Below are 15,105 nucleotides of genomic sequence, written 5' to 3' on the forward strand. Positions count from 1 at the left end.
CGGGATTACGGTTCGGGGTCTGTGATCTCTCCCACTTCACTATGCCAGGTAAGAATGTCAGGACAAAGTCTTGACTTTGTGGTGTGGCCTGACGCACAGTGGATGCCAGTGGATACGAGAGCCCCGCTGATGCACCGCCGGGCCCCACCTGTCCAACCACGAGCAGGGAGCAGTACGTGACCGCACAACAGCCCTCCGACTCGGCCCAGGCGCCGACGTTCGACGTTGTCGCCATCGGCCGCAGCGGCGTCGACATCTATCCGCAGCAGATCGGCGTGGGCCTCGAGGAGGTGAGCAGCTTCGGCAAGTTCCTCGGTGGCAGCGCCGCCAACGTCAGTGTGGCCGCCGCCCGCCTCGGACACAGCAGCGCGCTGATCTCCGGAGTCGGCGACGACCCGTTCGGCCGATTCGTCCGCGCCGAACTCGCACGTCTGGGCGTCGACAACCGCTTCGTCGGCGTCGACGACGAGTACGCCACGCCGGTCACCTTCTGCGAGATCTTCCCCCCGGACGACTTTCCGCTCTACTTCTACCGCAAACCGACCGCCCCGGACCTGCAGATCGAGGTCGCCGACATCGACACCGCGGCCGTGCACGATGCCCGGTTGTATTGGTCGACGGTCACCGGCCTGTCCGAGGAACCATCGCGCAGCGCGCATTTCGCGGCGTGGGAGGCTCGCGGGCGGCAGTCGCTGACCGTACTCGACCTCGACTACCGGCCGATGTTCTGGTCCTCGCCGGCATCGGCCACCGAGCAGGTACGCCGAGCCCTGTCGCACGTCACAGTGGCAGTCGGCAACCGCGAGGAATGTGAGGTCGCCGTCGGCGAGACCGATCCGCATGCGGCCGCCGACGCGCTGCTCGACCTGGGTGTCGAACTGGCCATTGTCAAACAAGGGCCCAAGGGTGTACTCGGCAAGACCCGCTCGGAGAGCATCGAGGTGGCACCGATTCCCGTCGACGTCGTCAACGGACTCGGCGCGGGCGACAGCTTCGGCGGCAGCCTCTGCCACGGCCTGCTCCAGGGGTGGCCACTGGAGAAGATCCTCCGTCACGCCAACGCCGCCGGGTCCATCGTCGCCGGCCGACTCGAGTGTTCGACCGCCATGCCCACCGCCGACGAGGTGGCCGCACTCGCCACAAACGCACAGGAGAAACTCAATGTCTGAGCTCGCCACCCAGGCGGACTTTCCCGCAACCACTTTGGACACAGCTGCGTTGGGCTCCCCGCTGTGCTCCACCTACGCCGAGGTCACCGCGATCCGGGCCACCCGACCGCAGGCGATCGCCGAGGCGTGGGCGCAGCGGCGCCCACGCCCGACGGTCACCGGTGACGACCGGTTGATGATCGTCGCCGCCGATCACCCAGCCCGCGGGGCGCTGTCGGTCGGGTCGAACCCGACAGCGATGAACAGCCGATCCGACCTGCTCGACCGGCTGCGGACCGCGTTGGCCAACCCGGGTGTCGACGGCGTCCTGGCCACCTCGGACATCCTCGAGGACCTGCTGCTGTTGGGCGCACTCGACAACAAGGTGGTGTTCAGTTCGATGAACCGCGGCGGGTTGGCCGGGGCGTCGTTCGAACTCGACGACCGGATGACCGCCGCCACCGCCAAGTGGACCATCGACGCGGGCCTCAACGGCGCGAAGATGCTCTGTCGGGTCGACCTCGGTGATCCGGGGACGCTCAACATGATGACCGCGTGTGCAGCAGCCGTCGACGAGCTCGCCGCCGGCGAATCGATCGCGATGCTCGAGCCGTTCCTGTCGTCTCGGATCGACGGCAGGGTTCGCAACGACCTGACCGCCGACGCGGTGATCAAGTCGATGCACATCATCCAGGGACTCGGGTCCACCTCGGCCTACACCTGGCTCAAGCTGCCGGTGGTCGACGAGATGGAACGCGTCATGGACGCCACCACGCTGCCGACCCTGCTGCTCGGCGGCGACCCGCAGACGGCGCCGGACGAAACCTTCGCGAGTTGGGAACGCGCACTGCGCATCCCATCGGTTCGCGGACTGATCGTGGGACGCACCCTGCTGTACCCGGCCGACGACGACGTGGCCACCGCGGTCGACACCGCAGTCAACCTGGTGAGCTGAGAGGAGACTCGCGTGAACTCGAAGTACTACATCCCGGCCGGCACCGGCACTGTGCCGCTGACCGTCGACATCACACCGGAGTCGGCCGGCTGGACCGAGTCGTCGTTGTTCGTGGTCGAGCTTGGTGCCGGTGAGTCGATCACACGGCGAACCGGCGATGACGAGATCATCGTCGTACCGCTCGCCGGGTCGGCGAGCGTGTCCTCGGGCGGCGTCACCTTCGACCTCGCGGGGCGCGCGAGCGTGTTCGACGGGCCCAGCGACTTCGCCTACGTGGGACGCGACTCCGAGTTCACCGTGACCAGTGCAGCAGGCGGACGGTTCGCGCTGTGCGGCGCACGGGCTAAGGCCCGTCTGCCGTTCCGTTACGTACCGGCCGCCGACGTTCCCATCGAGTTGCGCGGAGCCGGCAACTGCAGCCGTCAGGTACACAACTTCGGCACCGCCGGCGTCTTCGAGGCCGACTCGATCATCGCGTGCGAGGTCATCACACCGGGCGGGAACTGGTCGAGTTATCCCGCGCACAAACACGACGAGAACTCCGAGAACGAATCACAACTCGAGGAGATCTACTATTTCGAGATCGATCAGGGCGCCGACGGCTCACCGGGATTCGGCTATCACCGGGTCTACGGCACGCCCGAACGTCCGATCGAGGTGCTCGAAGAGGTCCGCAGCGGCGATGTCGTCCTGGTGCCGCACGGCTACCACGGGCCGTCGATCGCGGCACCGGGCTACCACATGTACTACCTCAACGTGATGGCCGGGCCCGGCGACGAGCGCGCCTGGAAGATCTGTGACGACCCGGCCCACACGTGGCTGCGCGGCAGCTGGGAACACCTGGACGTCGATCCTCGGCTCCCCCTGCACGAGAAGCGGACACGCTGATGGATCTCGATACGCCACTCGCACGCTCGCGGCTACTCGATCAGCAAAACGGCACACCACTCGCGATCCTCACGACGCTGATCGAGTAGTCCGAGGCGCTAGCCGAGGGCGTATCGAGATCCGTGGATCGAGTAGTCCGAGGCGCTAGCCGAGGGCGTATCGAGATCCGTGGATCGAGTAGTCCGAGGCGCTAGCCGAGGGCGTATCGAGATCACCACCCCAACCACCCACCGACCAGAAAGAAGCCATCGTGGCACCGATCAACTCCGGACGCGCCGGCGGCGTCACCGGCCTCCGCACCCCCCACGGTGAATCGACCGTCCGCCTCACCGTCGCCCAGGCGACCGTGCGATTCCTCGCCAACCAGTACGTCGAGCGCGACGGCGAGCGGAGCAAGTTCTTCGCCGGATGCTTCGGCATCTTCGGTCACGGCAATGTCGCCGGTCTCGGCCAGGCGTTGCTGCAGAACGAGATCGACGACGTGAACAGTGGTCGGGAGCTGTCCCTGAAGTATGTCCTCGGACGCAACGAGCAGGCGATGGTGCACTCCGCCGTCGGCTATGCCCGCATGAAGGACCGGCTGCAGGCGTGGGCGGTGACCGCATCCGTCGGTCCCGGAGCGACCAACATGCTGACCGGCGCGGCGCTGGCCACCATCAACCGGTTGCCGGTTCTGCTCTTGCCGGCCGACACCTTCGCCACCCGCGCCACCTCGCCGGTGCTGCAGGAACTCGAACTGCCCTCATCGGGTGACGTCACCGTCAACGACGCGTTCAAACCGGTCTCGCGCTACTTCGACCGGGTGTGGCGGCCCGAACAGTTGCCGGGTGCCCTGCTCGGCGCGATGCGCGTGCTCACCGATCCGGTGGAGACCGGCGCCGCCACCGTCGCGATCCCCCAGGACGTCCAGGCCGAGGCCTTCGACTTCCCGGAATCCCTGTTCGCCGAACGCACCTGGCACGTCGCCCGCCCGCTCCCGGAGCGCCACGTGATCGCCGAGGCCGCCGAGATCATCGCCTCGGCACAGCGTCCGCTCATCGTTGCCGGCGGTGGTGTCATCTACAGCCACGCCACCGACGCCTTGGCCCGCTTGTGTGAACGGACCGGCATTCCGGTGGGGCAGAGTCAGGCGGGCAAGGGCTCGCTGCCCTATGATCACCCACAGTCCGTCGGCGCCATCGGCTCGACCGGTACCACCGCTGCCAACGCGCTGGCCGCCGACGCCGATGTGGTGATCGGTATCGGCACCCGCTACAGCGATTTCACCACCGCATCGCGCACCGCGTTCACCGGCGACGGTGTGCGTTTCGTGAACATCAATGTGGCGTCCCTGGATTCGGTAAAGCACAGCGGCTACAGCGTGGTCGCCGATGCACGCGAATCCATCGAGGCCCTCGACGAGTTGCTCTCCGAGTACGCAGTCGACCCCACCTACCGGGAGCGGGTCACCGCACTCGCGCAGGAGTGGGACGACATCGTCGAGCAGGCCTACTCCCCGACCTCGGTCGGCACCAACATCGCCACCGGCGACGAGGCGCTGACCCAGGGTGCGGTCATCGGGCTGGTGAACGAAACCTCCGATCCACGCGATGTCGTCGTCTGCGCGGCGGGCTCCATGCCCGGTGACCTGCACAAGCTCTGGCGAACCCGCGACGCCAAGGGTTACCACGTCGAATACGGCTACTCCTGCATGGGATACGAGGTGGCCGGCGGCCTCGGCGTCAAGATGGCCTGCCCCGACCGCGACGTGTTCGTCATGGTCGGCGACGGCTCTTACCTGATGATGGCCACCGAACTCGTCACGGCGGTCCAGGAGAATCTGAAGGTGATCGTGGTGCTGGTGCAGAACCACGGGTTCGCCTCGATCGGCTCCCTCTCGGAGTCGCTGGGTTCGCAACGGTTCGGCACCAACTACCGCTACCGCGGCGACAACGGGCGACTCGAGGGCGCGACCCTGCCAGTGGACCTCGCCGCCAACGCCGCCTCGCTCGGTGCCGATGTCATCCGGGCCACCACGGCCGCGGAGTTCACCGACGCCATCAAGGCCGCCAAGGCCGCCGAGCGCACCACCGTCATCCATGTGGAGACCGACCCGCTGATCGGCGCCCCGGACAGCCAATCCTGGTGGGACGTACCCGTGTCGGAGACCTCCACACTCGAGTCCACCCAGCAGGCCTACGACGTGTATGCGCAGTGGAAGGCCGTGCAGCGGCCATACCTGAACCCGACCGACCCGAACTCGACCGACCTGACCACGGGAGGAAATCAATGACCATCGACCTGCGCATCGCCGTCCTCGGCGTCGGCATGATGGGCGCCGACCACGTCGCCCGCATCACCGAGCGCACCAAGGGCGCCACCGTCACGGTGCTCAACGACTACCTTCCGGAAAAGGCCGAGGAACTGGCCGCCACCATCCCGGGCTGCCGAGCGATCAACGATCCGCTCGACGCCATCGCCGATCCGGACGTCGACGCGGTCATCCTCGCCACCCCCGGCCCGACCCACGAGAAGCAGCTGCTCGCCTGTCTCGAGGCCGGCAAGCCGGTGATGTGCGAGAAGCCGCTCACCACCGATGTCGCCACGTCCTTGGAGATCGTGAAGCGCGAAGCCGAGTTGGGCCGCAAGCTCATTCAGGTCGGTTTCATGCGCCGTTTCGATCACGAGTACGAGCAGCTCAAGGGACTCATCGACGACGGCACCTTCGGGCAGCCGTTGTTGGCGCACTTCGTGCATCGCAATCCCGCGGTGCCGCCGAACTTCGACAGCGCGATGATCGTCAAGGACTCCCTCGTGCATGAGGTCGACGCGACACGGTTCTTCTTCGACGAGGAGATCACCTCGGTGCAGATCATCGCACCCGGTTCGAATCCGAACGCTCCCGAAGGCCTCAAGGATCCGCAGATCGCCATCTTCACCACCGAATCCGGCCGGCATGTCGACGTCGAGTGCTTCGTGACCACCGGTGTCGCCTATGAGGTACGCACCGAGTTGGTGGGCGAGCTGGGCTCGGCATTCATCGGCCTCGACCAAGGTCTGATCCGCAAGCAGCGCAACCCCGTTCAATCCGACACGGGCGACGGCCGCAAGATCGCGGGGATCTCGACCGGGGACATCACGCCGTCATTCGTCGAGCGATTCGGCGTCGCCTACGACGTCGAGATCCAGCGCTGGGTCAACGCGGTCCGCCGTGGCGACAACGTCGATGGCCCGGGCGCATGGGACGGGTACGCCGCCGCCGCGGTGTGCGCGGCCGGGGTCAAGGCACTCGAGACCGGGCAGCCCCAAACCGTCGAGATGGTTTCGCGCGCATCCATTCCCGGCGCCTAGGCGCAGCCGATCCACCAGTCCGAATCCTGCCGACACGCACCGAGCCGACACCAATCCGCTGGTCGAGTAGTTCCGAGCCGCTAGGCGAGGAGCGTATCGAGACCGAACCCGGCGACGTCTCGATACGCCCTCACTCTGTTCGCGGCTACTCGACCGGCGCACCCATCCATCCAGGAGAATCACCATGACCACCACCATCACCCACTGGGTCAACAACAAGGCCTACCCTGGCACGTCGAGCAACACGGCGCCGGTGACCAATCCCGCGACCGGCGCTGTCAGCGGCGAAGTTGCGCTGGCCAACGTCGAGGACGCCCGCGCAGTCATCGACGCCGCCTCCGCTGCCTTCCCGGCCTGGCGTGACACCAGCCTGGCCAAGCGCACGGCCATCCTGTTCCGCTTCCGCGAACTGCTCGAGGCCCGCAAGCCCGAACTGGCCGCGATCATCACCGCCGAACACGGCAAGGTCCTCTCCGACGCGCTCGGCGAGATCAGCCGCGGCCAGGAAGTCGCCGAGTTCGCCTGCGGTATACCGCATCTACTCAAGGGCGGCTACACCGAGAACGCCTCGACCAAGGTCGACGTGCACTCGGTGCGCCAACCGCTGGGGCCTGTCGGCATCATCAGTCCGTTCAACTTCCCGGCGATGGTGCCGATGTGGTTCTTCCCGGTGGCCATCGCCGCCGGCAACACCGTGGTGCTCAAACCGTCGGAGAAGGACCCCACCGCCGCGATCTGGCTCGCCGAACTCTGGAAAGAGGCGGGTCTACCCGACGGCGTGTTCAACGTCCTGCAGGGCGACAAGACCGCGGTCGACGAACTGCTCACCAACAAGGCGGTCAAGTCGATCAGCTTTGTCGGGTCCACCCCGATCGCCGAGTACGTCTACTCCACCGGCACCGCGGCCGGCAAGCGCGTGCAGGCTCTCGGCGGAGCCAAGAACCACGCCATCATCCTGCCCGACGCCGACCTCGACCTCGCGGCCGACGCCATGGTCAATGCCGGTTTCGGCTCCGCCGGTGAACGCTGCATGGCGATCTCGGTGGCCGTGGCCGTCGGCGACGTCGCCGATGACCTCGTCGACAAGATCGCCGAACGTGCCAAGACCATCAAGACCGGCGACGGCACCCGCAACTCCGACATGGGCCCGCTGGTCACGAAGGTTCACCGGGACAAGGTTGCCTCCTATGTCGACGCCGGCGAACAAGCCGGCGCCACCGTCGTCCTTGACGGCCGCACCGTAGATCCCGACGGTGCAGCCGACGGCTTCTGGTTGGGGCCGACCCTATTCGACAACGTCACCCCCGACATGAGCATCTACACCGACGAGATCTTCGGACCTGTTCTGTCGGTGGTGCGCGTCGACTCCTACGACGAGGCGTTGGAGTTGATCAACTCCAACCCGTACGGCAATGGCACCGCCATCTTCACCAACGATGGTGGCGCTGCCCGACGCTTCCAGAACGAGGTCGAGGTCGGCATGGTCGGCATCAACGTGCCCATCCCGGTCCCGATGGCCTACTACAGCTTCGGCGGGTGGAAGGCGTCGCTCTTCGGCGACACCCACGCCCACGGCACCGAAGGCGTCCACTTCTTCACCCGAGCCAAGGCCATCACCACCCGTTGGCTCGACCCGAGTCACGGCGGACTGAATCTCGGCTTCCCCCAGAATGCCTGAGGCACAGTACGACTGATACGGCCCGCAGCCGACGTTGCCGTGTGACTCACCCCCTCGTGAGTCACACGGCAACTGGGCGTTGACGACCTGTCAGAGTCGGACGGTGTCACCCGTTTCGGAGCTGCGGCGCGCGGCGTCGAGTACGTCGAGCACGGCAATCCCCTCCGACGCCGGTACCGGCTGCGGACCTCTGCCGTCAACGGCGGCGGCGAACTGCCGGTAGTACTCGTCGTAGCGACCCTGTGCCGACGGAATCGTCATCGACCCCTTTGCCGTCGACAGCACGCCGAGGCGATCCTGGCGTTCGTAGCCCCAGGAGTCCAGGTTGTCGGCCGGCCGCAGACCTTGCTTGATCTGATCGGTCTGCACATCTGTGCCGTCGCTGACGTAGCTCCCCGCAGACCCGTAGATACGCCACTGACGTGCCGCCACGTGATTGATCTTGCTGGCACTCACCGTCGAGTGAACACCGCTCAGATGGTTCAACGAGACCGCGAATCCGCAGTCGGTACGACCCTCGGGCTGATCCACGACATCCAGATGCCCGTACACCGTGGCCGCAGGACCGAACAACGTCAGCATCTGGTCGACGAGGTGCGCACCGAGGTCGCGAAGCAGTCCCCCACTCGGGCCGGCATCGAGACTTCCGGGTTCGTCGAGATCGAACCGCGACTCGCAGCGCCGAATATCCCCCAGGCTCGGTAGCACTTCGGCGACTGTCGCGATGTCGGTGTCCCAGCGGCGGTTGTGGAAGACGCTGAGCAGGACGCCCGCCGACTCGGCTGCCGTCGCCAGTTCGCGCCCACTTGCGGCATTTGGCGCGAAGGGTTTGTCTGCAATGACGTGCACTCCTCGGGCCACCGCCTCGAGTACCAGATCACGGCGGGTGTCCGGAGGCGTGGTGATGGTGACCGCGTCGACCCCGGAATCGAGCAAAGCCGAGAGTGAATCGAAGGTCGGGACACCCGGCAGATCCCCACTGACCTCGCGGCGCCGTTCGGGGCTACGCGTGACCACACCTGCCAGTTCAATCTCGGGCACCGCCGCGATATATGGCGCGTGAAAGAGTCGTCCACCCGCTCCGTAGCCCACCAATCCCAGCTTCATTCGACCCTCCATCATGTCCGGACAAATATCAGGGCCAACCGTATCTATCCCGCACCATGAGGATCAATACCTTCATCAACGGAAAACCTTTGACCGTTTGTTAGGACATAGTCGAGATATGGGTTACGATCGCTTGTGACCGCCATCACGAGCGCCGGTCGACTGTAACGCAATAGAGGAGCCCCCCATGTCCACCACCGACAGTTCGGACCTGGTCAACGAGCGAAAAGCCCTGCCACCGCTGGGCACCGGCGCCTTCCGCAGGCGCCTGCACGCAGTGGCACTGATCGCGACCCTCGGCGGTCTGCTGTTCGGCTACGACACCGGCGTCATCAATGGCGCACTCGAGCCGATGAAAGAAGATCTCGGACTCACCGCATTCACCGAGGGTGTGGTCACGAGCTCGTTGCTGTTCGCCGCGGCGTTCGGAGCCATGATCGGCGGCCGCCTCTCCGATGCATGGGGACGCCGTAAAGCCATCATGCTGCTCGCCGTTCTGTTCTTGATCGGCGCGTTGACCTGTGTCGTCGCCCCAGGCTTCGGGGTGATGGTATTCGGCCGTATCGTTTTGGGCTTGGCTGTCGGTGCGGCCTCAACGGTGGTGCCGGTCTACCTCGCCGAACTGGCACCCTACGAGATCCGCGGGTCACTTGCGGGCCGCAACGAGGTCATGATCGTCGTCGGCCAGCTCGCCGCTTTCGTCGTCAACGCGATCATCGGCAATATCTGGGGCGAGCACGACGGGGTCTGGCGCATCATGCTCGCGGTGGCCGCACTCCCCGCGATCTGCCTGATGGTCGGGATGATGCGGGTACCCGAGTCACCGCGATGGCTGATCGCCCAGGACCGCCGCGACGAGGCGCTGAAAGTTCTGTCGACCATCCGCACGCAACAGCGCGCACAGGCCGAGGTCGACATGATCAGCGAGATCCACGACATGGAGAAGGACCGTGTGCGCGGCAGCTGGTCCTCCATCCGGGACAGTCGCTGGGTGCGTCGCATCATCCTGGTCGGTATCGGATTGGGCGTGGCCCAACAGCTCACCGGCATCAACTCGATCATGTACTACGGCCAGTCGGTCCTGAAGGAAGCCGGGTTCGAGTCGAACGCGGCACTCATCGCCAACATCGCGCCCGGTGTCATCGCCGTGGCCGGTTCGATCACGGCACTCTGGCTGGCCCAGCACATGAACCGCCGGACCACATTGATCATCGGCTACAGCCTCACCACCGTCTGTCATTTCCTCATCGGTATCGCGTCGATCATGTTGCCCGTCGGTAACCCGTTGCGGCCCTATGTGATCCTGATTCTGGTTGTGCTGTTCGTGGGTTCGATGCAGACATTTCTGAATGTCGCCACTTGGGTCCTGCTGTCGGAGATCTTCCCGTTGCAGATCCGCGGTTTGGCCATCGGCATCTCGGTATTCTGCCTCTGGATGGCCAACGCCTTCCTGGGGTTGTTCTTCCCCACGCTGGTCGAAGCCATCGGCATCACCGGAACGTTCTTCATGTTCGGCGTCGTCGGCATTTTCGCGATCATCTTCGTCTACACCCAGGCTCCCGAAACCCGCGGGCGCACATTGGAAGAGGTGGAAGATGACGTGACCACCGGCGCAATCTACACCCACCACCTCCGGGCCAAGTCCGCTCCGCACAGCTGAGCCGGGCGAGCGTAGACCGCCGACGGGATGCCGGCTTGCGGTGTCGCGTACCGCGCACCACCCTGGTTGGCGTGCAACTGTGGTGGCCGTCGGGTACGCGACACCGTTGCGGCGCCGTTGTTTCACGCTATGGAGTTTTCAAGGGACGGTTGCGGTCCCGACCGGGGCCGGGTGCGTGGGAAGACTGTGGCTGCGCCGCTCAGGCGGCGGCGGGTAGGTTGTCGAGGTTGAGGGTGCGTCGGTTGTAGGCCGGTATCGGCCGACGTGTCGGGTCGACAGCGGCGGGTGGGATGAGCCAGGGATGTCGGTCGTGACCCATGATCACTTCCCAACCGTTGTGGTGGATGTCGGCATGACACGACGGGCACAGCAAACATCCGTTGTCCAACACCGTGATTCCACCATCAGCCCAATGCACGATATGGTGGCCCTGGCAGCGAGTGGCCGCCACGCCGCATTTGATGCAACACTCGTCGCGTTTGTGCAACGCTTTACGGAGATGGGCTGGGAACAGGCGTTTGTCTTTACTCATCTCCATCGGCACCGCCTCACCGTCGACGATCGCGACGGTCGCGGTGGTGTCACAGGTCAGGGTGCGCAGCATGGCTTCGGTGAGTGAGCCCATGAATGGTAGTTCGGCCAGATCCGGGGTATCGGCGGGCACCGACACCAATATTTGGTGACGGGGTGCGGAGGCCGCATCGCCACTGCGGGCAGCGATATCCAGCAACGCTTCGAGGGCGTCGGCATGCCGGCGCTCGGTGGAACGCGCATCCGGTGAGCCGTCAGGTTCAGGGCGCGGTGCCGCCAACTCTTCCATCGCAGCCGAGAACTTCTCGCCGACTTCGGTGTTGAGGTCGGCGCGCACTTGCAGGCGTCCGTCACCGTCGACATCGTGGACGAGCGTGTTGAGGTTGCGGTCCTCGGATGCCGGTAACCCACCGGTGTCGGCGGCCACCTGGTTGCCCAGACGACGGGCACGTTTACCGATGTCGGCGGGCGTGGCGCCGGAAAAGAAGTGCGCGAGAAGTTCGGTCACGATACTTAGACGCGCTACATCGTCGATCGGTTCCGCCGATCTTTTCCCGACATGATCGACCCCTTTACCCACCGCGTCCACATGTTCGGCCGAGATCGCCCCATCGGCGGCATGCGCGCCCAGAGTGGGGAGCTGCTCACGGGCGGTGGCGATACGGATCAGACGGGACGCCACCGCCGGTGCCAGGCCCATCACGATCAACAACTCACTCAACTTGCGGCCGTGGTCGCGGGCCACACCGAGGCGGTCCAGATGGCCGACCACCGTCGCGGCGTGATGGTCGATCAGATTACGCAACGTGACCAGAGCGGTCATCGCATCAAACGCGGCACGCCCCGACATATCGTCGCCCAAGTGCAGGTCACGAACAGCATCAGTGATGGTGGTGAGATCCCCCGAAGCTCCCATGACTCCACTATGGTCGAACATCAGTTCGATGTCAAGGAGTTTCTTGAAGATAGTGCAGAAGATTTTTCTGCGGGCGGGGGTGGTTTCGATACGCGGCGGGCTCGCAAGCTCGCACGCCGCTACTCAACCAGCGACAGGAGGGGCGTCACGTAGGACGGGCGCCTCTACTCAACCAGCGACAGGGTCGGCGGGCTCGTACGGCGTTACTCAACCAGCGACGAAGGGCAGGCTGGGGAACACGTCCGGCGTCTTCGGAATTGGGGTGGCGAAGCCTGATCTGGATGCGTTCACGGCGGCATTTGCGTGATGCTCCGCAGCGGGCGTGCCAACTCCAGCACGGTTTCCAACACCGACCGCGCGGCCTGCGACGGCACCCGAGTCGACGAGTACGCGATGGCGATGTCCCACATCAGCGCGGTGTCCGAACACGGCAGTATCGCCGCACCGGACTGCATCCGGGCCACACTCAACGGAACGAGCGTCACGCCGAACCCCTTGACGGCCAGACTCATTCCGAAGAACTGATCGGCCACCTCGATCACGGTCCGGCGGTTCGGGATCTCCCGATCGACGACGGCCCGAGTCCCCCATCCCGGCGGGTAGTCGATCATCCGTTCCTCGGCGAGATCGGCAGTGGTGAACGATCCTCGTTGCGCCAACCGATGATCGCCTGCACACACCAAGACCAACGGCTCCTGCGCCAGCCTGTGCACGGCCAACCCCGGAAGCCGATCGGGATACGAACCCAGAAAGGCCAGATCCAGGGTGCCGGCGCGTACGCCGACGATGTTGCCCGCGGTGCCGCGCGGGTTCTGCCGCATCGCGATGGTGATTCCGGGATGGCGACGGTGGATCTCGGCGAACGCCTCGGCCAAGTCGATCGCGACGACGTTGACGAGTGCACCCACGGCCACCTCACCGCGGATGTCACCACGCACACCGTCGACCGCGTCGAAGACATCAGCGCGTGCCCGCAATGCCGCGCGTGCCGGACCGACCACCGCCCGGCCCGTCTCGGTGAGCACCAGCACCGTCGGGGTCCGGTCGAAAAGCCGATCCCCCACCTCTCGCTCCAACTTCGCCACCCCGGTCGACACCGCCGACTGCACGACGTTGAGCGATCGGGCGGCCGCGGTGAACGTGCCCTGGTCGACGCACGCGAGGAAGTACTCCAGATGTCTCAGTTCCACTGATGAACCCTCCCGCGTCCATCTCGATTTGCGATGTATACATCAGAATCTATCGCTTTTCATGAGACCGGTGCCGCACGATGATGAAAACATGTCCGCGACCGCCACCACACCTGCAACCACTACGCGATTGAGCCGAATCGTGGTGTTCCTGTTCGCGGTTACCGCCGGGTCATCGGCCGGGTGTCTCTATTACCTGCAGCCACTGCTGCATGAGATCAGCATCGACCTGTCCGTCTCGACGGCCACCGCAGGCCTGGTCGTGGCCATCACCCAGATCGGTTACCTGATCGGTCTCGCCCTGGTGGTGCCGTTGGGTGACTTCGTCAATCGACGGCGATTGGTGACGGGTCTGCTCGCGGTCTCATCTCTGGCTCTCGTAGGTGCCGGCCTGATGCCCGGGTACGCGGGCCTGTTGGTGATGGTCTTCGTCGTCGGGGTGTCGGCGTCAGCGGCGCAGGTCGTGGTGCCGTGGGCGGCCGCCATCGCCGGACCGGGAGAACGTGGCACGGTCGTCGGGCACGTGATGAGTGGCCTGCTCATCGGCATCCTGCTGTCCCGCGTACTGAGCGGCATCGTCGCCGAGGTCGGCGGATGGCGAGCAATCCTGTTCGTCGCCGCGGCATTGCAGCTGACGATGGCCGCCGCGGTCGGATTCCGTGCACCGACTGGGCCCGCCGAGGCGACGGATACCTCGGCGCACTATCTGCAGGTGCTGCGCTCGATTCTCACCCTGGTGCGGCAGCAGGAAGTGCTTCGGCACCGAATGTTGCTGGGCGGTTTGAACATGGCCGCTTTCAGCGCCATGTGGACGGCCATCGCGTTCCTGCTCGCCGGCGGCGGCGCGTCGGGTTACAACTACTCGGAGGCCGTTATCGGACTGTTCGGTCTCGCCGGCGTCGCAGGTGCACTGGCCGCGCCGGTGGTGGGCACGATCGCCGATCGCGGCTACCTCCGGCACACCCAGTACGCCGTCTGGGCCGTGCAGATCCTGAGTTGGCTGCTGCTGTGGGCAGGTGGCCACACCGTGATCGTCCTCGTAATCGCGCTACTGGTGTTCGATTTCGGCGTACAAGGGGTGCAGTTGGCCAATCAGACAGGGGTGTACTCGCTCGACGACACTGCCCGGTCGCGGCTGACGACCGCCTACATGGTGTCCTACTTTGCCGGCGGCGTGATCGGGTCGTCGGTGGGTGCATGGGCCTATCAGGTCGGCGGATGGTCGCTCGTGTGCGAGCTCGGGATCGGCTCTGCGATCATCGGTTTCGTCGCCTGGACGGTGTACGCGTGGTCTGAGCGCAACCACCCGGTGCAAGGGGTGTCGGCGCATGCGCGGCTGCGGGGGTTGGCCTGCCGCTGATCGAGACATCCCTGAAGGTTTGATGTCAAGCCGCGGCGGGGGTTTGGTCCTTCCATGCGGTGGCGGGGTCGTAGGGGATGCCGCGGGCCAGGCATCCGTGGAGTATGCCGACGAGGCGGTTGGCGAGTTGGCGTAGCGCGGCGTTGTGGTCGACGTCTCGTGCTCTCTGTTTGCGGTAGTAGGTGCGGGCGCCGTCGTCGTGCATGAAGGCTCCGTGGGCCTGGGCCATCAGCGCGTCGACGAGTCGGTCGTTGTGGATGTAACGCGCGGAGACGATCCGCGATTTACCCGACTGTCTCGTGATGGGGCTGGTGCCCGCCGCGTTGCGGCGGGCTTTGCTGT

Annotated in this window: 11 protein-coding genes and 1 pseudogene; 8 read left to right on the top strand and 4 right to left on the bottom strand. The window is 65.5% G+C overall.

What is annotated here, in order from left to right; genetic code table 11:
• Window positions 1-176 precede the first annotated feature (176 nt).
• The 6 genes from iolC (at window position 177) to L1892_RS18555 (ending at window position 7,999) form a co-directional block, all read left to right on the top strand.
• Window positions 177-1,169: a 5-dehydro-2-deoxygluconokinase gene (iolC, locus tag L1892_RS18530; RefSeq protein ID WP_235725113.1), complete on the top strand. Its 993-nt coding sequence runs from the start codon at window positions 177-179 to the stop codon at window positions 1,167-1,169.
• Window positions 1,162-2,103: a Cgl0159 family (beta/alpha)8-fold protein gene (locus L1892_RS18535; RefSeq protein ID WP_235725114.1), complete on the top strand. Its 942-nt coding sequence runs from the start codon at window positions 1,162-1,164 to the stop codon at window positions 2,101-2,103. Before iolC ends, L1892_RS18535 begins: the two co-directional genes overlap by 8 nt.
• Window positions 2,104-2,115: 12 nt before the next feature.
• Window positions 2,116-2,991 (top strand): 5-deoxy-glucuronate isomerase, encoded by an 876-nt coding sequence (gene iolB / locus L1892_RS18540; protein ID WP_235725115.1) that lies wholly within the window; start codon window positions 2,116-2,118, stop codon window positions 2,989-2,991.
• A gap of 250 nt (window positions 2,992-3,241) precedes the next feature.
• Window positions 3,242-5,263 (top strand): 3D-(3,5/4)-trihydroxycyclohexane-1,2-dione acylhydrolase (decyclizing), encoded by a 2,022-nt coding sequence (gene iolD, locus L1892_RS18545; protein WP_235725116.1) that lies wholly within the window; start codon window positions 3,242-3,244, stop codon window positions 5,261-5,263.
• The gene (locus L1892_RS18550) at window positions 5,260-6,321 is read left to right on the top strand and encodes a Gfo/Idh/MocA family protein (protein WP_235725117.1); all 1,062 of its coding nucleotides are present in this window, start codon (window positions 5,260-5,262) and stop codon (window positions 6,319-6,321) included. Before iolD ends, L1892_RS18550 begins: the two co-directional genes overlap by 4 nt.
• A 184-nt stretch (window positions 6,322-6,505) precedes the next feature.
• A complete protein-coding gene (locus L1892_RS18555; protein WP_235725118.1) occupies window positions 6,506-7,999 on the top strand; it encodes a CoA-acylating methylmalonate-semialdehyde dehydrogenase in 1,494 nt (497 codons plus the stop codon).
• 90 nt (window positions 8,000-8,089) lie between these two features.
• Here the strand turns inward: L1892_RS18555 and L1892_RS18560 are convergent, their stop codons facing one another.
• Window positions 8,090-9,106 (bottom strand): Gfo/Idh/MocA family oxidoreductase, encoded by a 1,017-nt coding sequence (locus L1892_RS18560; protein WP_235725119.1) that lies wholly within the window; start codon window positions 9,104-9,106, stop codon window positions 8,090-8,092.
• 187 nt (window positions 9,107-9,293) lie between these two features.
• On the opposite strand from L1892_RS18560, the gene L1892_RS18565 reads away from it, so the two are divergent.
• Window positions 9,294-10,766, top strand: a complete 1,473-nt coding sequence (locus L1892_RS18565) for a sugar porter family MFS transporter (protein WP_235725120.1) — start codon at window positions 9,294-9,296, stop codon at window positions 10,764-10,766.
• A 199-nt stretch (window positions 10,767-10,965) separates the two neighbouring features.
• Here the strand turns inward: L1892_RS18565 and L1892_RS18570 are convergent, their stop codons facing one another.
• Both L1892_RS18570 and L1892_RS18575 read right to left on the bottom strand, forming a co-directional pair.
• The gene (locus tag L1892_RS18570; RefSeq protein WP_235725121.1) at window positions 10,966-12,213 is read right to left on the bottom strand and encodes an HNH endonuclease; all 1,248 of its coding nucleotides are present in this window, start codon (window positions 12,211-12,213) and stop codon (window positions 10,966-10,968) included.
• A 287-nt stretch (window positions 12,214-12,500) separates the two neighbouring features.
• A complete protein-coding gene (locus L1892_RS18575) occupies window positions 12,501-13,403 on the bottom strand; it encodes a LysR family transcriptional regulator (protein ID WP_235725122.1) in 903 nt (300 codons plus the stop codon).
• 91 nt (window positions 13,404-13,494) lie between these two features.
• Here L1892_RS18575 and L1892_RS18580 point away from each other — a divergent pair, with 91 nt between their 5' ends.
• Window positions 13,495-14,763, top strand: coding sequence for an MFS transporter (locus L1892_RS18580; RefSeq protein ID WP_235725123.1), 1,269 nt, complete (start codon window positions 13,495-13,497; stop codon window positions 14,761-14,763).
• Between the two features lie 25 nt (window positions 14,764-14,788).
• Here the strand turns inward: L1892_RS18580 and L1892_RS18585 are convergent.
• Window positions 14,789-15,105 (bottom strand): annotated as a pseudogene (locus L1892_RS18585) (IS110 family transposase); the annotation flags it as partial.

The organism is Gordonia tangerina (assembly GCF_021556435.1).
Classification (GTDB): Bacteria; Actinomycetota; Actinomycetes; order Mycobacteriales; family Mycobacteriaceae; genus Gordonia; species Gordonia tangerina.

Bases quoted from the DNA above. Each gene is read 5' to 3' on its own strand.
- L1892_RS18565 (WP_235725120.1), top strand. From the start codon at position 9,294: ATGTCCACCACCGACAGTTCGGACCTGGTCAACGAGCGAAAAGCCCTG.
- L1892_RS18580 (WP_235725123.1), top strand. From the start codon at position 13,495: ATGTCCGCGACCGCCACCACACCTGCAACCACTACGCGATTGAGCCGA.
- L1892_RS18550 (WP_235725117.1), top strand. From the start codon at position 5,260: ATGACCATCGACCTGCGCATCGCCGTCCTCGGCGTCGGCATGATGGGC.
- L1892_RS18560 (WP_235725119.1), bottom strand. From the start codon at position 9,106: ATGAAGCTGGGATTGGTGGGCTACGGAGCGGGTGGACGACTCTTTCAC.
- L1892_RS18535 (WP_235725114.1), top strand. From the start codon at position 1,162: ATGTCTGAGCTCGCCACCCAGGCGGACTTTCCCGCAACCACTTTGGAC.
- L1892_RS18555 (WP_235725118.1), top strand. From the start codon at position 6,506: ATGACCACCACCATCACCCACTGGGTCAACAACAAGGCCTACCCTGGC.
- L1892_RS18570 (WP_235725121.1), bottom strand. From the start codon at position 12,213: ATGGGAGCTTCGGGGGATCTCACCACCATCACTGATGCTGTTCGTGAC.